Origin of the sequence: Methylobacterium sp. PvR107, assembly GCF_017833295.1 — a bacterium.
Lineage (GTDB): Bacteria > Pseudomonadota > Alphaproteobacteria > Rhizobiales > Beijerinckiaceae > Methylobacterium.
Genome location: NZ_JAFIBW010000001.1, coordinates 4,789,355 through 4,808,655 on the forward strand (window position 1 = coordinate 4,789,355; position 19,301 = coordinate 4,808,655).

General features: G+C 67.2%; 14 protein-coding genes. 7 read left to right on the plus strand and 7 right to left on the minus strand.

All coding sequences use genetic code 11. From position 1 onward, the window contains the following. Positions 1–49: 49 nt before the first annotated feature. Positions 50–1,678 (minus strand): cytochrome c oxidase subunit I, encoded by a 1,629-nt coding sequence (ctaD, locus tag JOE48_RS22610; protein ID WP_192706857.1) that lies wholly within the window; start codon positions 1,676–1,678, stop codon positions 50–52. Between the two features lie 50 nt (positions 1,679–1,728). After that, positions 1,729–2,568 carry a cytochrome c oxidase subunit II gene (gene coxB, locus JOE48_RS22615; protein WP_210033031.1) on the minus strand — a complete coding sequence of 280 codons (840 nt, stop codon included), beginning with the start codon at positions 2,566–2,568 and terminating at the stop codon, positions 1,729–1,731. Positions 2,569–2,866: 298 nt separating this feature from the next. Here coxB and fdhD point away from each other — a divergent pair, with 298 nt between their 5' ends. Next, a complete protein-coding gene (fdhD, locus tag JOE48_RS22620; protein ID WP_210033032.1) occupies positions 2,867–3,706 on the plus strand; it encodes a formate dehydrogenase accessory sulfurtransferase FdhD in 840 nt (279 codons plus the stop codon). Between the two features lie 4 nt (positions 3,707–3,710). Here the strand turns inward: fdhD and JOE48_RS22625 are convergent, their stop codons facing one another. Further along, the gene (locus tag JOE48_RS22625) at positions 3,711–4,439 is read right to left on the minus strand and encodes a hypothetical protein (protein ID WP_245252923.1); all 729 of its coding nucleotides are present in this window, start codon (positions 4,437–4,439) and stop codon (positions 3,711–3,713) included. A gap of 694 nt (positions 4,440–5,133) precedes the next feature. Here JOE48_RS22625 and gltB point away from each other — a divergent pair. Then, the gene (gene gltB / locus JOE48_RS22630) at positions 5,134–9,849 is read left to right on the plus strand and encodes a glutamate synthase large subunit (RefSeq protein ID WP_210033033.1); all 4,716 of its coding nucleotides are present in this window, start codon (positions 5,134–5,136) and stop codon (positions 9,847–9,849) included. A 101-nt stretch (positions 9,850–9,950) separates the two neighbouring features. Next, positions 9,951–11,384 (plus strand): glutamate synthase subunit beta, encoded by a 1,434-nt coding sequence (locus JOE48_RS22635; RefSeq protein ID WP_210033034.1) that lies wholly within the window; start codon positions 9,951–9,953, stop codon positions 11,382–11,384. 31 nt (positions 11,385–11,415) lie between these two features. Here JOE48_RS22635 and JOE48_RS22640 read toward each other — a convergent pair whose 3' ends face one another. The 3 genes from JOE48_RS22640 to galE form a co-directional block, all read right to left on the minus strand. Beyond that, positions 11,416–12,849 (minus strand): SGNH family hydrolase, encoded by a 1,434-nt coding sequence (locus JOE48_RS22640; RefSeq protein WP_210033037.1) that lies wholly within the window; start codon positions 12,847–12,849, stop codon positions 11,416–11,418. 85 nt (positions 12,850–12,934) lie between these two features. Further along, positions 12,935–14,143, minus strand: a complete 1,209-nt coding sequence (locus JOE48_RS22645) for a lytic murein transglycosylase (protein ID WP_210033039.1) — start codon at positions 14,141–14,143, stop codon at positions 12,935–12,937. Between the two features lie 4 nt (positions 14,144–14,147). Then, a complete protein-coding gene (galE, locus tag JOE48_RS22650; RefSeq protein WP_210033041.1) occupies positions 14,148–15,140 on the minus strand; it encodes a UDP-glucose 4-epimerase GalE in 993 nt (330 codons plus the stop codon). 176 nt (positions 15,141–15,316) lie between these two features. Here galE and galU point away from each other — a divergent pair, with 176 nt between their 5' ends. Further along, the gene (galU, locus tag JOE48_RS22655) at positions 15,317–16,186 is read left to right on the plus strand and encodes a UTP--glucose-1-phosphate uridylyltransferase GalU (RefSeq protein ID WP_210033042.1); all 870 of its coding nucleotides are present in this window, start codon (positions 15,317–15,319) and stop codon (positions 16,184–16,186) included. A 389-nt stretch (positions 16,187–16,575) separates the two neighbouring features. Here the strand turns inward: galU and JOE48_RS22660 are convergent, their stop codons facing one another. After that, entirely contained in the window at positions 16,576–17,478 is a 903-nt protein-coding gene (locus JOE48_RS22660) for an N-formylglutamate amidohydrolase (RefSeq protein WP_210033044.1), read from the minus strand. A gap of 206 nt (positions 17,479–17,684) precedes the next feature. On the opposite strand from JOE48_RS22660, the gene cpdR reads away from it, so the two are divergent. The 3 genes from cpdR to JOE48_RS22675 all read left to right on the plus strand — a co-directional run bounded on the left by cpdR (position 17,685) and on the right by JOE48_RS22675 (position 19,301). Further along, positions 17,685–18,041 (plus strand): cell cycle two-component system response regulator CpdR, encoded by a 357-nt coding sequence (gene cpdR, locus JOE48_RS22665; protein ID WP_003603128.1) that lies wholly within the window; start codon positions 17,685–17,687, stop codon positions 18,039–18,041. A gap of 140 nt (positions 18,042–18,181) precedes the next feature. Beyond that, entirely contained in the window at positions 18,182–18,451 is a 270-nt protein-coding gene (gene grxC, locus JOE48_RS22670; RefSeq protein WP_210033046.1) for a glutaredoxin 3, read from the plus strand. Further along, a complete protein-coding gene (locus JOE48_RS22675) occupies positions 18,444–19,301 on the plus strand; it encodes a carbon-nitrogen hydrolase family protein (RefSeq protein WP_210033048.1) in 858 nt (285 codons plus the stop codon). Before grxC ends, JOE48_RS22675 begins: the two co-directional genes overlap by 8 nt.

The following is a 19,301-nucleotide window of genomic DNA, read 5'->3' on the forward strand; positions in this document are numbered from 1 at the left end:
CCTCCGGGGAAGGGCGAGGGCCGCCGACGCGGCCCTCGCAGGTGATGTATCAGTGCACGCCCGGCTCGTCGACGATGCGGGGCAGCGTCTCGAACTGATGGAACGGGGGCGGCGAGGGGAGCGTCCACTCCAGGGTCGTCGCACCTTCGCCCCACGGGTTGTCCGCAGCCCGCTCCTTGGAACGGAAGGCGAGGACCACGCCGATGACGAACACGAACATGCTGAGGCCGAAGATGTGGCCTCCGTAGGTCGAGACCTTGTGCCACTGGGCGAAGGCGTCCGGATAGTCGGCGTAACGACGCGGCATGCCGGCCAAGCCGAGGAAGTGCATCGGGAAGAACAGGACGTTCGCGCCGATGAAGGCCAGCCAGAAGTGCAGCTTGCCGGCCCATTCCGGGATGATGTGACCGGTCATCTTCGGGAACCAGTAGTAGACACCGGCGAAGATGATGAACACAGCGCCCAGCGACAGGACGTAGTGGAAGTGGGCGACCACGTAGTAGGTGTCGTGCAGGTATTTATCGACGGCAGAGTTGGCCAGCACGACGCCGGTGACGCCGCCGACCGTGAACAGGAAGATGAAGCCCACCGCCCAGTGCATCGCGGCGGTGAAGCGGATCGAGCCGCCCCACATCGTGGCGATCCACGAGAAGATCTTCACGCCGGTCGGCACCGCGATCACCATCGTGGCGAACACGAAGTAGGACTGGGTCTGCAGCGACAGGCCGACCGTGTACATGTGGTGAGCCCACACGACGAAGCCGACCACGCCGATCGCCACCATGGCATAGGCCATCGCGAGGTAGCCGAAGACCGGCTTGCGCGAGAACGTGGCGATGATGTGCGAGACGATGCCGAAGGCCGGCAGGATCATGATGTAGACTTCGGGGTGACCGAAGAACCAGAACAGGTGCTGGTACAGGATCGGGTCACCACCGCCGGCCGGATCGAAGAAGGTCGTGCCGAAGTTGCGGTCGGTCAGCAGCATCGTGATCGCGCCCGCGAGCACCGGCAGCGACAGAAGCAGCAGGAACGCGGTCACCAGCTCGGCCCAGGCGAAGAGCGGCATCTTGTGCAGCGTCATGCCGGGGGCGCGCATGTTCAGGATGGTGGTGATGAAGTTGATCGCGCCGAGGATCGAGCCCGCGCCGGAGAGGTGCAGGGCAAAGATCGCGAAGTCGACGGCCGGGCCGGGGTGGCCAGCGGTCGAGAGCGGCGGGTACACGGTCCAGCCGGTGCCGGCGCCGGACGCGCCGGGCGCGCCTTCGACGAACAGCGAGCAGAGCAGGGAGCAGAAGCCCGCCACCGTCAGCCAGAACGAGATGTTGTTCATGCGCGGGAACGCCATGTCGGGCGCGCCGATCATGAGGGGCACGAACCAGTTGCCGAAGCCGCCGATCAGCGCAGGCATCACCATGAAGAACACCATGATGAGGCCGTGGCCCGTGACGAACACGTTGTAGGTCGCGGGGTTCGAGAAGTACTGCAGGCCGGGCTGCTCCATCTCCATCCGGATACCGAAGGAGAGGAAGGCGCCGATCATGCCGGCGCAGAACGCGAACAGCAGGTAGAGGGTGCCGATGTCCTTGTGGTTCGTCGACAGGAACCACCGGGCGAAGAACGAGGGCTTGTGGTCGTGGACCTCGTGGGCCTCGGCATGGGCTGCGGCTGTAGCCATGGATTCGGGTGCCTTGTGAATCGGATGGGTGCGGTTCGGTCAGCCGGGGCTCAGCGCGCCTCGGCGAAGCTCGTGCCGTTGTCGATGCGGGCGTACTTGGTCTTCGCCTCCTTCAGCCAGTCGGCGTAAGCCTGCTCGCTGACCACGCGGACGACGATCGGCATGTAGGCGTGGCGCTGTCCGCACAGTTCGGAGCACTGGCCGTGGAAGGTGCCTTCCTTGTCGGCCTTGAACCACATCTGGTTGAGGCGGCCGGGCACGGCGTCGATCTTGAAGCCGAAGGCCGGCATCGCCCAGGAATGCAGGACGTCCGCGGCGGTGACCTGGATCTTCACGATCTTGCCGATCGGGACCACCATCTCGTTGTCGGTTTGAAGCAGGCGCGGCTGCTTGTCCTCGTCGAGGTTGGCGTCGAAGGTGAAGCCGCCGCCGGCCTCGGTCTGCGGGTACTCGTAGGACCAGTACCATGCGTGGCCGATGACCTTGACGATCATGTCGGCCTTCGGATCCGAGAGCTGCGTGCGCAGCAGACGGAAGGAGGGAATCGCCACCGCGACGAGGATCAGCACCGGAACGATCGTCCAGGCGACCTCGATGGCCGTGTTGTGGGTGGTGCGCGACGGCGTCGGGTTGCGCTTCTCGCCGAAGCGGAAGACGCACCACAGGATCAGGCCCAGAACGAAGACCGAAATGGCCAGCGAGAGCCAGTGCAGGCCGATCTCGAAGCTGAGGATGTCGCGACCGTTCTCGGTCACCTGAACCTGGCGGCTCATCTCCCACGGCTCGGGCTGACCGAAGCCCGCGGCATGGGCGAGGGATATCGGGGAGAGCAGGGCGCCAAAGGCGGCGAGGCTCCAGAGTGACCGGTTTATCGTCCGCACCGTCCGCATCTGCCTCTCGTGGCTCCCCTGACAATCTGGCCGACGCCGGACCTTCCCGTCTTGATTGCGCGCGGGATTGTACCGACGTGACGGAGTACCGGTTGTGTCACCCGGCATTATCCGACCGGCGCTTCAGACCACAAGGGCCGACGCGGTGCAACCGCACAAGCGTCGCATCACGCGCTTTCCAGGCACTTCAAGACCGTCCGTGGCGTGGTCGCACCGGCATAGTGTGCAATGCGTACCCCGGCCGTTGCGTCGCCGAACGGCTGATGAATACGGTTCATGCCCGCCATCGGAGTTTCTAATGTCGACGGTTGCCGACAGCCAGCCCACCGATCTGCCCCCCGCCTCGGTGCGAGTCCCCATGCAGATCGTGGCCTATACCGGCGCACCGCCGCGCTCCGACACGCGGGCCCTCGCGGCCGAAGCGCCGGTCAATCTCGTCTACGGAAGCGTCCCGCATGCCGTCATGATGACCACGCCGGCCGATCTGGAGGATTTCGCCTACGGCTTCAGCCTGACGGAAGGCATCATCGAGAGCGCGTCGGAGATCCGGTCCACACGCATCGAGGTCGGCGCCGATGGTTTGCGACTGCATGTCGAGCTGGCGCCAGGCCGCCTCCGCGAACACCTGGCGCGCAAACGTGCGATCAGCGGCCGCACCGGCTGCGGTGTCTGCGGGATCGAGGATCTGGCGCAGCTCCCGCAGGCACAGCTGCGGAATGCTCCCGATATCCGAGTCCCGCTGCCGGCGATCGCCGCCGCGCTCACGAGCCTCGATGCGGCGCAGGTTCTCGGCGCCGAGACCAGGGCGGTCCACGCGGCTGCCTGGGCGCGGCTCGACGGCTCCGTGGAGGCCGTCCGGGAGGATGTTGGCCGACACAATGCTCTGGATAAGCTGATCGGCGCTCTGATGCGGTCCGGCGCGGCGGTGGATCAGGGCTTCCTGGTGATCACCAGCCGCTGCTCGTTCGAGATGGTCGAGAAGGCGGCCAGCCTGGGCGCGGCGGTCATCGTCGCCATCTCGGCTCCGACCGCGTTGGCGCTCGAACGCGCTCGGGCCAACGGGATCACGCTTTGCGCCATCGCGCGCGCCGACACGGTCACGGTCTTCACCGGCGCGGAACGTCTGCTCCTGCCTTAGCAGATCACTGTGCCGCGCCCTGTTCCTTCTCGGCGGTACCGGGAACGATGGTGGCGCCCCCGATCACCCGCACGGGCTTCTTGTCGGGCGGCGGATCCTTCCAGTCCTGAGCCGGCGGCTTCGAGGCGGCGGCCAAGGTGCTTTCGGAGGTCTTGGCCGCCGCGGCGGGGGCGGGCGTAGCCGGCGCCGCCTTGTCGATGGCAGCCGACTTGGTCTCCGGCTTCGCATCCGTGCCCGGCTCGGTCTTGGCGGATTCGGCGGGCGCCAGTTTCGGAGCCGGTGCCTCGGGGCTGACGCGGTGGGCTGGCTTTTCGAGGGGGCGGACCGGGTTCGCCCGGACGGTTTTCCGCGGCGGCGCGGACCGTCCGATATTGTCGGGGTTCACACCATCGGGATTGGGCTCAGGACGCAGGGCCTCGCCCGCGGGCCGGCGCTGAGGTCGCGGGGCCGGGTTGTTCTCCGGGGACAGCGGCCTCGCCACGCCCCGTGGTCCGGCCTCCTCCTCGGTCCAGCCGAAGCCGGGAGCCGGACGCTCGAGCCTGGCATAGGTCTCCGGAGCGCCGAGACGCTGCCGGCCCACGATCGCTCCCATGCCCGGATCGACCAACAGCCTTACGGGCACGCCGGTCGGACTGACCGCATCGACCACGTAGACTCGCCCGTCAAAGCGCGGGCGACCCACACCCGTGAAGCCGCGGTCGGCGAGGCGCCAGGCCACGACCCGCGGCGGCAAAACCTCTTCCTCGAAGGCGAATTGGGCGTTCGCGCTTTGACAAAACCCAAGAACGCTTGCGCCCGACACGAGGGCAGCACAGACCGCCGTCCGCGCGGCGATCCGAAAGCGTGAAGCCGTTCTGAGCGTCGAAGCCGTTCTGAGCGTCATTGTCACTCTGGTGCGTTCCCGTTCTGGAGACCCGGCAGAGTACCCGGTTCCGGCATGGCCCGGACCGGTTGATCCGGACCACGACCATGCCGGCGAGGTCGTTGCCCCGCATGCCGCTTGTGCTCGGCGAGCCGGGTAGAACCTGCGATTCGGGCGAGATTACGGAGGCGGAAAGGCAGGGCCGGACCCACGATCGACAGCGACCGCTCCGCTGCGTCTCGCGGTCACTTGCTGAAAACATTTCAATCTGGCAATTTCGCGACTTAGGACAGCAGAACTGTCCCATCGGCCGTGCATCCCGGCCGTCGCCGTCTCGCGCGCGAGCGAGAAATCCGGCAGACGGATAAGGGCGCGCCAGCGCACCGCTCCTCGGGCGGTCTGGGTCCTCGATGAACGCGGGTTGGCGGACGTGCCCCGGGAGGGACCGGCCGGATGGCCTGCGACATGAGGTCGGAGCGGCGGGCACCGACGGCAGGCGGGCACGAAACGTGCTCGTGAGCCGAAGGTTCGGCGGACGGTGTCGAGGTTAGGGACGAGACGAAGCATGTCACATCGCAGACCCTCTGAAGAGTTTGCTGCTTCCACGGTCCAGTCTGTCGCTCCGCGCGGCGGCCCGATGCCGCTCACGGTGCGCGATCCCGCCTTGCCGCAAGCGCAGGGTGCCTACGATCCCGCCAACGAGCGCGATGCCTGCGGCGTCGGCTTCATCGCCGACATGCACGATCGGCGCACGCACGCCATCGTCGAGCAGGGCTTGAAGATCCTCGAGAACCTCGATCATCGCGGGGCGGTCGGCGCCGATCCCAAGATGGGCGATGGTTGCGGCATCCTCACGCAGATCCCGCACGGGTTCTTCGCCGAGGAATGCTCGCGCCTCGGCTTCGAGCTTCCGCCGGCCGGCGCCTACGCGATCGGCCAGTTCTTCATGCCCAAGGCCGAGGAGCCCCGGGCGATCATTCAGGAGATCGTTGAGTCGGTCCTCGCCGCCGAGGGCCTGCCGCTGCTCGGCTGGCGCGACGTTCCGGTCGATTCGGAAGATCTCGGCGCGGCCGTGAAGGCCACCGAGCCCCATCACCGTCAGGTCTTTATCGGCCGTCCGACCTCGGTTGCCGATCAGGACGCGTTCGAGCGCCGGGTCTACGTTGCCCGCAAGGTGATCTCCAACAAGGTCTACGGCCTCGACGACCCGCGGGTGAGGGAGTTCTACCCGGTCTCCGTGTCGACCCGGACCATCGTCTACAAGGGCATGGTGCTGGTCACGCAGCTCGGCGGCTACTTCCTCGACCTGAAGGACAAGCGGTTCGTTTCGGCGATCGCCCTCGTCCACCAGCGCTTCGCCACCAACACCTTCCCGACCTGGCGCCTGTCGCACCCGTACCGGATGGTCGCCCATAACGGCGAGATCAACACGCTGCGCGGCAACGTCAACTGGATGGCGGCCCGTCAGGCGAGCGTCGATTCCGACCTGTTCGGCAACGATATCTCGAAGCTGTGGCCGATCTCGTACGAGGGCCAGTCCGACACCGCCTGCTTCGACAACGCCCTCGAGTTCCTCGTGCAGGGCGGCTACCCGCTCGCCCACGCGATGATGATGCTCATCCCGGAGGCCTGGGCCGGCAACCCGCTGATGAGCGAGGAGCGGCGCGCCTTCTACGAGTACCACGCCGCCCTGATGGAGCCGTGGGACGGCCCCGCCGCCGTGGCGTTCACCGATGGCCGCCAGATCGGCGCGACGCTCGACCGCAACGGCCTGCGCCCGGCCCGCTATATCGTCACCGACGACGGCCTCGTGGTGCTCGCCTCCGAGATGGGCACCCTGCCGATCCCGGACGAGAAGATCGTCCAATCCTGGCGCCTCCAGCCGGGCCGCATGCTGCTGATCGACCTGCAGAAGGGCTGCATCGTCTCCGACGAAGAGATCAAGGGCGAGCTGGCCGCCGCGCACCCCTATGCCGACTGGGTCAAGAACACCCAGATCGTCCTGGAGGAGCTGCGTCCGGTCCAGCCGCGCGAGTCGCGCGGCGATGTCAGCCTGCTCGATCGCCAGCAGGCCTTCGGCTACACGCAGGAAGACCTCAAGCTGCTGATGCAGCCCATGGCGGTGACCGGCCAAGAGGCGGTCGGCTCCATGGGCACGGACACGCCGCTCTCGGCGCTCTCCGAAAAGTCGAAGCTGCTCTACACCTACTTCAAGCAGAACTTCGCGCAGGTGACGAACCCGCCGATCGACCCGATCCGCGAGGAGGCCGTGATGAGCCTCGTCTCGTTCATCGGGCCGCGGCCGAACCTGCTCGACATGGAGGGCGCATCCAGGCGCAAGCGCCTGGAGGTCCGCCAGCCGATTCTCACCAACGCGGATCTGGAGAAGATCCGCTCGATCGGCCATTTCGAGGACCGGTTCGATACCAAGACCCTCGACATGACCTACCCGGCCGAGACCGGAGCAGCGGCCATGGACGGGGCGCTCGATCGCCTCTGCGACCGCGCCGAGGCGGCGGTGCGCGGCGGCTACAACATCATCGTGCTGACCGACCGGGCGGTCGGGCCGGACCGGATTCCGATCCCGGCACTGCTCGCCACGGCCTCCGTGCACAACTACCTGATCCGCAAGGGTCTGCGGACCTCGGTCGGCCTCGTGGTCGAATCGGGCGAGCCGCGCGAGGTGCATCACTTCGCGTGCCTCGCCGGCTACGGCGCCGAGGCGATCAATCCGTATCTCGCCTTCGAGACGCTGCTCGAGATGAAGGACGAGTTCCCGCCGGATCTCACCGACGACGAGATCATCTACCGCTACATCAAGGCGATCGATAAGGGCCTGCTGAAAGTGATGTCCAAGATGGGCATCTCCACCTACCAGTCCTATTGCGGCGCGCAGATCTTCGATGCGGTCGGCCTGAACTCGACCTTCGTGGGCCGCGACTTCTTCGGCACGGCGACGACCATCGAGGGAGTCGGCATGGCGGAGATCGCCGAGGAGACGGCCCGGCGTCACCGCGACGCCTTCGGCGACGCGCCGGTCTACCGGAACGCGCTCGATGTCGGTGGCGAGTACGCCTACCGGCTGCGCGGCGAGGTCCATACCTGGACGCCCGATACCGTCGCGACGCTGCAGCACGCGGTACGCCTCAACGTACCCGAGCGCTACCGGGAATACGCCGCGCTGGTGAACCGGCAGGAGCACCAGCTGAAGACGTTGCGCGGCCTGTTCCGCCTCAAGTCTGCCGCCGAAATCGGACGTGCGCCGATCCCGCTCGAGTCGGTTGAGCCGGCCTCCGAGATCGTGAAGCGCTTCGCCACGGGCGCCATGTCGTACGGCTCCATTTCCAAGGAGGCGCACGAGACGCTTGCCATCGCGCTGAACTCCTTCGGCGGTCGCTCGAACTCGGGCGAGGGCGGTGAGGAGGTCGAGCGGTTCAAGCCGCTGCCCGACGGGCGCTCGCGCCGCTCGGCGATCAAGCAGGTCGCCTCAGGCCGCTTCGGCGTCACGACGGAATATCTCGTCAATTCCGACATGATGCAGATCAAGGTCGCTCAGGGCGCCAAGCCCGGCGAGGGCGGTCAGCTGCCCGGCCACAAGGTCGACGCCAAGATCGCCAAGGTCCGCTATGCGACGCCGGGCGTCGGCCTGATCTCGCCGCCGCCGCACCACGACATCTACTCGATCGAGGATCTGGCCCAGCTGATCTTCGACCTGAAGAACGTGAACCCGTCGGCGGACGTATCGGTGAAGCTCGTCTCCGAGGTCGGCGTCGGCACGGTGGCTGCCGGCGTGGCCAAGGCGCGGGCCGACCACATCACGATCTCGGGATTTGACGGCGGCACCGGCGCGGCACCGCTCACGTCCCTGAAGCACGCGGGCGGACCCTGGGAGACCGGGCTCTCCGAGACTCAGCAGACGCTGGTGCTCAACAACCTGCGCGGACGCGTCGCCCTGCAGGCCGACGGCGGCATCCGGACCGGGCGTGACGTGATCATCGCGGCTTTGCTCGGCGCCGACCAGATGGGCTTCTCGACCGCTCCGCTGATCGCGGCCGGCTGCATCATGATGCGCAAGTGCCACCTGAACACCTGCCCGGTGGGGGTCGCCACCCAGGATCCGGTGCTGCGCAAGCGCTTCAAGGGCACGCCCGAGCACGTGGTGAACTACTTCTTCTTCGTAGCCGAGGAGGTGCGGGAGATCCTGGCGTCGCTCGGCTTCACGAAGCTGGAGGAAGCTGTCGGCCGCTCCGATGTGCTCGACAAGGTCGAGGCCATTGCCCATTGGAAGGCGCGCGGGCTCGACTTCACCAAACTGTTCCATCGGCCGAAGGTCGCCGAGGGCACGGCGATCCGCCATGTCGATGTGCAGCACCACCCGATCGACACGGTCCTCGACCGGCGCCTGATCGAGGGAGCCCGGCACGCCATCGAGACTGGCGAGCCGGTTGTCCTCACCGACACGATCCGCAACTCGGACCGTGCCGCTGGGGCGATGCTGTCCGGTATGGTCGCGAAGGCGCATGGCCACGAGGGCCTGCCTGACGACACCATCGTGGTGAAGCTTTCCGGCACCGCCGGCCAGAGCTTCGGCGCCTGGGTCGCGGCAGGAGTCACCCTCGAGCTGACCGGCCACGGCAACGACTATGTCGGCAAGGGCCTGTCGGGCGGCAAGCTGATCATCCGGCCGAGCGACGCGCTCAAGTCGCCTCCGGACCGGACCATCATGGTCGGCAACACCGTGCTGTACGGCGCGATCGCCGGTGAGTGCTACATCCGCGGCTCCGCGGGCGAGCGCTTTGCCGTGCGCAACTCCGGCGCGATCACTGTGGTCGAGGGCATGGGCGACCATGGCTGCGAGTACATGACCGGCGGCGTGGTCGTGTCGATCGGCGAGACCGGGCGCAACTTCGCGGCCGGCATGTCGGGCGGCATCGCCTACGTGCTCGACGAGGACGGCTCGTTCTCGGCGCGCTGCAACCTGTCGATGGTCGATCTGGAACCGGTCGAGGAGGAGGACGACCTGATGCGTCGCTTCCACCAGGACGGCGATCTGGAGACCAAGGGACGGGTCGACATCCTGGCGGACATGTCCGGCCACGATGAGGAGCGGCTGACGCAGCTCATCAAGAACCACCTCAAATATACGGGCAGTCCCCGGGCGAAGGCGATCCTGGACGATTGGTCAGGCTATCGTACCAAGTTCGTGAAGGTGATGCCGGTGGAGTATCGCCGAGCGCTGCGCGAGATGGAGATGGCGCGGATGCCGGTGGCCGCGGAGTAGCCGGCGCTCAAGGCCGGGCGGTGAGCCGCCCGGTCACGGACACACGAGACGAGACGACGCGGGCAGCGCAGTCACAGACTGGCCGGCCCAGGGGCTGACTAATGGGCAAGATCACAGGCTTCCTCGAGTTCGACCGGCAGGAGCAGAAATACCAGCTCGCCGCCGACCGGGTTCGGCACTTCCGCGAGTTCACGCTTCCGCTCGACGAGCACGACCTCACCAAGCAGGCGGCCCGCTGCATGGATTGCGGTATCCCGTTCTGCCACGGGCCGACGGGCTGCCCGGTCCACAACCAGATCCCGGACTGGAACGACCTCGTCTTCCAGTCGGATTGGGAGGAGGCCTCGCGCAACCTCCACTCGACCAACAACTTTCCGGAGTTCACAGGCCGAGTCTGCCCAGCGCCCTGCGAGGAAGCCTGCACGCTGAACCTCGAGAACCAGCCGGTCGCCATCAAGACGATCGAGCAGGCCATCGCCGACCGCGCCTGGAACATGGGCTGGGTGAAGCCCGAGCCGGCGCAGACCCGCACCGGCAAGCGCGTAGCGGTGGTGGGCTCGGGGCCCGCCGGCATGGCGGCCGCCCAGCAGCTTGCCCGGGTCGGGCACGACGTTCACGTCTTCGAGCGCGAGCCGAAGGCCGGCGGCCTGCTGCGCTACGGCATTCCGGACTTCAAGATGGAGAAGCGCCACATCGACCGGCGCGTGCGCCAGATGGAGGCCGAAGGGGTCGTCTTTCACTACAACCAGAACATCGGCGTGACGAAGTCGGTGGACGAACTCAAGGCCGAGTTCGACGCCGTGATGTTCTGCGGGGGCGCCGAAGATCCCCGCAACCCGCAGCTGCCCGGACAGGAACTGGACGGCGTCCACTATGCGATGCCGTACCTCGTCCAGTCGAACCGACGCGTGAACAACGAGCCGATGCGCGGCAACGGCGAGGTGCCGATCCTGGCCAGCGGCAAGAATGTCGTCGTCATCGGTGGCGGTGACACGGCTTCGGACTGCGTCGGCACGGCGTTCCGCCAGGGCGCCCTGTCAGTGACGCAGCTCGACATCCGGCCGCGGCCGCCGGAGCGCGAGGACAAGCTGACCGTGTGGCCCTACTGGCCGACGAAGATGCGGACCTCCTCCAGCCAGGCTGAGGGCGCCGAGCGCGAGTTCCAGGCAGCGACGCTCCGCCTCGAAGGCAACAAGAAGGGGAAACTCACCGGCGTGGTCTGCGCCCGGGTCGACGCCAAGCGCCAGCCGATCGCGGGGACCGAATTCGTTCTGCCGGCTGATCTGGTCTTCATGGCGATCGGTTTCGCCGGCTCGGTGCAGAAGGGCCTCCTCGAGCAATCCGCCGTCGGCGTCAGCAAGCGCGGCAACGTCGAGGCAAACGAGGACGATTACCGGACCTCGGATTCGAAGATCTGGGCGGCCGGCGATATGCGGCGCGGCCAGTCCTTGGTGGTCTGGGCGATCCGGGAGGGACGGCAGGCGGCGCGCGCCATCGACGAGACGCTGATGGGTTCGAGCGTCCTGCCGCGCTAGGGCGATCGCCGATCCGCAGAGCCGTCCGGCGTCAACCGGGCGGCCAGCGGAAATCGTCGGCCCGGCCGGGTTGCGGCATGGGCGCGTTCCCGCGCTGGAGCGTCCGCTCGACCGTGCCGAGATTATCCGGCTCGCGCGGCCGGCCGTTCAGCAGCGTGCCGCCGGGCGAGACCTCCGCCCGGCTGAGCGGCACGACTGGGCCGGCTGCCGGTTTCACCGGCAGCGCCGGAACGCCCGGAGGCTCCGGCAGGCTCGGCAGCATCGCGGTGATCTGGCGGTCGATCGCGGCCGTGTCGGTGAGCTGCGGGGTCCCGTCAAGGCTCGGACCTGTGGTCGTGGGCGGCGCGCTCGGCGCGATCGTGGCCGTTGGCGGCTGATCGGCCGGCGGCGGCGTCGTGCCCATCAGCCGCTTCAGCTCGACATCGGCGAAATGCGCCAGCTTCCGGTCGCCGGCCTTAGTGAAATGGACGCCGTCGGCCGTGCGGAGCTTGGCAATTTGACCCTCCGGGTCCGGCCCCGAGGCGGCATACCTGTCGCGGTCATCGACGAAGCCGGGCCAGATATCGACGTAGGTCGCCCCGGCTTTGGTCACGCTGTCGCGGATGATGTCGTTGATGGAGGCGAGATCCCGGCTGAGGGCCTCGCTCTGCACGGGGGGAAGGCCGACCCAGATAAGCGGCACCTTCTTGTCGGTGAAGACCTTGAGGAGGGCGTCGACACGCGCGTGGTACAGGGCGCGCCAGCGATCCGTCAGCGGCTCGACGGTCTCATCGCCGTCCCGGATCGGCTGCCGGTCGTTCGCGCCCAGCATGACCAGCGCGTAGCGGATCTTGGAATTGCCCTGCAGGGAATCCTGCGCGACCTTGGGCCAGTCGACCACGTCCTTTCGGACCAGGCCGCTATCGCCCTTGGCGCGATCGAGGACGGCAACCTCGGCATTGTCCTCAAAGATATTATCGAGGCCCTTCGCCAGATTATCGGCCAGAGAATCGCCGAACACGGCGATCTGGACGTTCGGCTCGCTCTTGGCGATGGCGGGTTTGGGCGGGGTCGGCGCCCGGGCCGGGCGGACGCGGCGCTTGACCACAGGCGCGGGGCGCTGGGCTTCGGACGGAGCGTAATTCGGCCGCGGGCGCGGTGCCCGGTAGGTTCGCTCAGGCTGCGGGGCGACCGGCTGCGGCCGATCCTCCCAAGGCCAATAGAACTGGCGTGGTGCCTCCGGCTGCGGTGCGTAGCGGGGTTGGCGGCCGTAGGTCCCATCGTCCCGGTAATAGGCGTCGCGGGCCCGCCGCCGCGGCGGTGCCTGGTAATTGGCGCCACCCCCGGGCTGCTGGTAGCCGTCGCCCCATTGCGCCAGCGCCGGCGCGCTGCCGATCAGCGGCAGACAGGCCAAGCAAAGCAGGATCGCCAGGCCGTGAAGCACGGGGCGGATCGTGGGACGCCGATCAGCGACTTTCATGCGCATCCTGCAACTCTATCCCGAACGGCGACATTGCGGAACGTGCTGAGCGAAATCGGTTCGGCTTCCGGCCGAGAGCCTGCGCTCGCTCTTACGGGCGGGCCGCTGAGCCGCCCTGAATCTGCGCGAGAAGGGCGGGCGTGGCGTATCCGTCGGCCGGCAGGCCGACGCTGATCTGGTAGCGCCGAACCGCCTCGCGCAGCTTCGGGCCGGCGCGGCCGTCCGTCGGTCCATCGTAGAACCCGGCGCGGGCGAGGCCAGTCTGAAGCGCCCGCAATCCCGCGCCATCGAGTCGCGCTGCCGCGGCCGGCCACGGGGATGCGAGCGGCGGACCGCCGTCCAGGCGGTCGGCAAGGTGACCCACCGCCAATGCGTACGAATCCGACGTGTTGTAACCGCGGATCACCTCGAAATTGTCGGTGATCAGAAAAGCCGGCGCGTTCAATCCGCCCGGCAGGAACAGGCTGGCGCGCCCGCCGGCCGGCAATGGTGTCCCATCTGCGCGGCGAACGCCTCTTTGCGAAAAAGCACTCAGGTCGTCCGTGTAGCGGGACAGGTCGAAGTCTTCCGGCAGCGACACCGCGTAGCCCCAGGATACGGACGGATTCCAGCCCAGATCCTTGAGATAGGCAGCGATGGAGGCCAACGCATCCGCGTCGCTCGTCCAGATGTCCCGACGACCGTCGCCGTCGAAATCGACCGCATGGGCCAGATATGTGGTGGGCAGGAACTGGACCTGACCCATGGCGCCCGCCCAGCTGCCGCTCATGCGATCGGGGGTGATGTCCTGGCGCTGAAGAATGGTCAGCGCGGCAAGAAGCTCGTCCCGGAACAGATCGCCTCGGTGCCGAGCCTGGGCGAGCGTCGCCAGGGCTCGAACCGTGGAGACGCTGCCCGCACTCGCTCCGAAATCGGATTCGATGCCCCAGAACGCCAGAATCACCGGTCCCGGCACGCCGTACCGCGCCTCGATCTGCCTGAGGGTCGTTGCGAGCGCCGCGGCTCGCGCCCGCCCCCGACTGATCCGTCCCGCGGTCACGGCACCGACGAGATAGTCCCAGACCGGCCGCACGAATTCAGTCTGACGTCGGGTTCGCGCCAGGACCGTCTCATCCGGCGCAGAGATCCCGCGAAAGGCCGCATCGAACGTCTGTGCGGACACTCCGCGCGCCGCGGCGTCGGGACGCAGGGCGTCAATGAAGGCTCGGAACGCGTCCTCCTTGCCCGCAGCCGCCGTGCCCCGGATCGGGCCGGCGGCGAGGTAGAGGCTGGCGGCAAGCAGCGTTCTGCGCGACGGCATCCGGTCAGAGCCGATTGCGTTTGCCGAGATGCTGCTCCCAGGCGAGTGCCTGGGCGACGATGGCGTCGAGGTCGTCGTGGCGAGGCTCCCAGCCCAGCCGATCGCGGATCAACGCGGCCTCGGCGATGATGCGCGCCGGATCTCCGGGCCGGCGCGGGCAGAGACGCACCTCGAAATCACGGCCGGACAGCCGCTTCACCACGTCGATGACCTCGAGCACCGAGTAACCGCGGCCGTAGCCGCAGTTCAACGTCAGGCTCTCGCCGCCCGCTCTGAGGTGATCGAGCGCCACGCTGTGGGCTGCAGCAAGGTCGGAGACCTGGATGTAGTCGCGCAGGCAGGAGCCATCGGGCGTCGCGTAATCGGTCCCGAACACGTCAAGCCGCTCGCGCTGGCCGAGGGCAGCCTGCGTGGCGACCTTGATCAGGTGCGTGGCGTTGGGGGTCGACTGTCCGGAGCGGCCAGCCGGGTCGGCGCCGGCCACATTGAAATAACGCAGGATCACGTAGGAGAAGCCGTGGGCGGCCGCCGCGTCGGCGATCATCCACTCGCTCATGAGCTTCGACCGTCCGTAGGGGTTGATCGGCTTCAGCGGCAGATCCTCTGGGACGGGCACGACCTCCGGTTCACCGTAGACCGCTGCCGTCGAGGAGAAGATCACATGCCGCACGCCGGCACGTACCGCGGCCTCGATCAGGGAGCGCGTCTTCACCGTGTTGGCGAGATAGTAGCCCAGCGGATCGGACACGGAGTCCGGCACCACGATCCGGGCCGCGAAATGGGCGAGCGCATCGATCCTGTGCTGCAGGATCGTCTGCGTGACGAGCGCTTGGTCCGCCACGTCGCCGACCACGAGCTTGACGCCCTCGGGGACGGCCCAGTCGAAGCCCGTCGACAGATCGTCCAAGACGACGACCTCCTCATGGCCGGCATCGAGCAGTGCCAGAACCATGTGGCTGCCGATGTAGCCGGCGCCTCCCGTCACAAGGACCGCCATGTCACCCCCTCCGGTGCCGTTCTCGCCACGCCCGCGCACGCCCATGCAGACGGTATATTTACGGCCGATTGCCTCTTACTATCGCTGCAGCGTTCTTGCGACGCTTCGCGATAGCCTATCTGACAGGCCGCACCGTTGACCACGTTCTTCCGTTCCGTTGCCGGGGTTACCTTTCGATGAAACCGATCCGCAAGGCCGTCCTGCCCGTCGCGGGCCTGGGCACGCGCTTCCTGCCCGCGACCAAGGCAGTCCCCAAGGAGATGCTCACGGTTGTGGACCGACCCGTGGTTCAACACGTCGTCGATGAAGCGCGCGAAGCCGGGATCGAACACTTCATCTTCGTCACGGGTCGCGGCAAGGCGGTCATCGAGGACCATTTCGACATCGCTTTCGAACTCGATCACACCTTGCAGGAGCGTGGAAAGACGGCGGCCTACGAGGAGTTGAAGAAAGACCTGCCCAAAGCCGGTCAGACCAGCTTCACCCGCCAGCAGGCTCCCCTCGGTCTCGGACACGCGGTGTGGTGTGCCCGCGAGATCGTCGGCGACGAGCCGTTCGCCGTGCTGTTGCCGGACATGCTGAGCCGCGGCTGCATGCAGCAGATGCTGGCTACCTACGAACGTCATGGCGGCAACGTCATCGCCGTCGAGGAGGTCGCGCCCGAGGAGACCCACCAGTACGGGATCGTGAGCGTCGGCGAGACCTACGGGCAGTCCTTCCAGATCACCGGCATGGTCGAGAAGCCCAAGCAGGGCACGGCCCCCTCGAACTTCATCATTTCCGGACGCTACATCCTGCAGCCCGAGATCTTCGGCATCCTGGAGCACGGTAAGAAGGGGGCCGGGGGCGAGATTCAGCTGACCGACGCCATGATCGACCTGATGGCGACGCAGGACTTCTTCGGCATGCGCTACGAGGGACGAACCTACGACACGGGCTCCAAGCTCGGATTCCTCACGGCGAACTTGGCATACGCGCTGGAGCGGAAGGATCTCGCAGGGCCTCTGCGTGCCGAGATCGCCAAGCTTCTGAAGGGGCAGGGCTAAGGCGGCGAACCGGGCGCCCGACATCCTCGCCCGCGTGTTTCGCCGAGAGGGCCAGAGCGCTCTCGGCACGCGGTTGGGTGACGCTCAGTCGGCATTGCCCGTTACACGACGCGGCCATTCCGCAAGCTTTGTGCGTTCGCGGTAAGCGCCGGAAACTGGCGACGACATTCGGCACGCGGTTCAGGTATGCAGTGGGAGCGGAGGCCGAGCCCAGATTGTCCTTGCGTTTGGTGCGGCGCACTCTATTTTGTGCATTGCGGGATCGCGATGGCGTCGCGGTCACGCAGCCCTTCTTGGGCGTTTCCTCCCTAGACTTCGGGCCGCTCCTTCGGGAGTGGCCTTTTTTCTTTGTCGCTGCCGTCTCGCGGTGAATGCGCGGCGTCCAGCCTCTACTCCGCAGCCATTCTACGGGGCGTGAGATCGCCCAGATCGGACGCGACCTCGGCGACGATCGATTTCAGCGCTTCTGCCAGATCGTAGAAGCCCGCTGTCATCGCGAGGCTACCTTCGTTCATGTAGAGCCCGCGGCTGACTTCGATCTGCAAGGCATGGCGCCCGAGATTTGGTTCGCCGTAATGCTCCGTGATGAAGCCGCCCGCATATGGTTTGTTGCGAACCACCCGGAAACCGCGCGCGCGAAAAGCGGTCTCGAAACCGTTGATCAGGCCGGGAGCGCACGCGGTCCCGTAGCGGTCGCCCAACACCACGTCGGCCTTCATCTCAGGATCCCGCCCGAGGCTCGAGGACGGCATCGAATGGCAATCGATGAGCACGCAATGTCCGTGGCTGCGGGCCGTGCGCTGGATCAGGCCGCGCAGCATGCGGTGGTAGGGCTTGTAGAGCCCCTCGATCCGCGCGGTCGCCTCGGTCACCGGCAATCTGCGCGCGTAGATTTCCTGCCCATCTGCAACCACCCGCGGCACCGTTCCCAGCCCGCCGGCGACCCGCATGGAGCGCGTGTTGGCAAACGACGGCAGCCGGCCTTCGAACATCCGCGGATCGAGTTCGAAGGGCTCGCGGTTCACATCGAGGAACGCGCGCGGAAAGTTTGCCCGCAAGAGCGGCGCGCCGAGGGCGACCACCGATGCGAACAGCCGATCGACATGCGCATCTTCTGAGCGGCGGAGCGTGAGTGCGTCGAGCCGGGATGCCGCGACAAAGTCGGGGGGGTAGACGGCACCGGAATGGCCGGTATTGAAGACGAAGGGCAGGATGTGCGCCGCCGGCTCGTCGACCGCGAAGGCTGGGGCAAATCCGAAGACGTCTGGCTCGACCGATACGGGCGCGATCATCGGCTGGTGGACACCCCGGCAGTTGTGAAAGCACGGCAGGTCCGTACTGTGCGGCGCGATCGACCGCCTGTCCACTCGGCGCCGGCGACGGTTGCCGTCGCCAAAGGGTCACGCGGCACGCGCTGCGGACCTCATCCTAACACCTTGTTTACCATCGCCTCCCTTTATGGGATCAACAACGCGACTCGAAGGCTCGGATCCGGCCGATGAAAATCCTGCTGGCGGAAGACGACAACGACATGCGCCGGTTCTTGGCGAAGGCGCTGCAGAATGCGGGATACGACGTCCTGTCCTTCGACAACGGCCTCTCGGCGTACAACCGGCTGCGCGAGGAGCCGTTCGAGCTGCTGCTGACCGACATCGTGATGCCGGAGATGGACGGCATCGAGCTCGCGCGCCGGGCCACCGAACTGGACCCCGACATCAAGGTCATGTTCATCACCGGTTTCGCGGCGGTCGCGCTGAATCCGGATTCCAAGGCGCCTAAGGACGCCAAAGTCCTGTCCAAGCCGTTCCATCTGCGCGACCTCGTCAACGAGGTCGAGAAGCTGCTGGCGGCCTGACGGCAGGTCCGGCGGAGCGGAATCCCGGCATTTGGAACGGTGCGGCAGGAGGACGAGTCCTCCTGTGACCACACGAGCATAGGCAATTCGGATCGCGCGCTCCTATATGGCGGGAGATCACGCGCGGGACGATGAACGCCATGCAGCCGGTCACCATCTACACCACGGCCTGGTGCCCTTACTGCTCGGCGGCCAAGAGCCTGCTGAAGGAGAAGGGCGTCACCTTCCAGGAAATCGACGTCGAGCGCGTGCAGGGCGCACGCGGCACCATGGTGGAGAAGGCCGGCGGCCGCACGAGCGTGCCGCAGATCTTCATCGGCGGCACGCATGTCGGTGGCTGCGACGATCTCTACGCGCTCGATCGGGCGGGCAAGCTGGATCGGCTGCTGAAGGATACCGCCGATGCCTGACGCGCGCTTCACGGCCGCCTGCGTGCAGATGCGCTCCGGTCGGGATCCGGGCGCGAACCGCGATGCGGCGGTGGCCGGAATCCGTGAGGCAGCGTCGCGCGGCGCGGCATACGTGCAGACGCCCGAGATGACGTCGCTGGTCGAGCGGAGCCGCGAGCGGCTGTTCGCGCTGGTGACCGGCGAAGATCAGGACCCGACGCTGTCTGCCCTGCGCGAGGCCGCGCGCGCGACGGGCACGGTGGTCCAGATCGGCTCGATCGCGGTGCGCTCGGGCGACAAGATCGCCAACCGCGCCTACCTGATCGGCACGGACGGCGAGATCCTCGCGTCCTACGACAAGCTTCACCTGTTCGACGTCGACCTGCCCAGCGGCGAGCGCTGGCGGGAATCGGCGACCTATACCGGCGGCGCCTGCGCCATTGTCGCGGCGACGCCCTGGGGCCTGCTCGGCCTGACGATCTGCTACGACATCCGTTTTCCGGGCCTGTACCGGGCACTGGCCGAGGCGGGGGCGGAGGTGCTCACCGCGCCGGCCTGCTTCACCCGCCAGACCGGCGAGGCGCACTGGCACGTCCTGCAAAGGGCGCGGGCGATCGAGACCGGCTCCTTCGTGATCTCGGCGGCCCAGGGCGGCCTCCATGAGGACGGCCGCGAAACCTTCGGCCACTCGTTGATCGTCGATCCCTGGGGCCGGGTCCTCGCCGACGCGGGCGGCTCCGAGCCGGGTGTGATCCTGGCGGAGATCGACCTCGCGCAGGTCGCGGATGCCCGGGCGCGTATCCCCTCGCTGAAGCACGGCCGTGCCTTCACGGTCGAACGGGTCGGTCCTCAGATCCGGGCCGCACAGTAG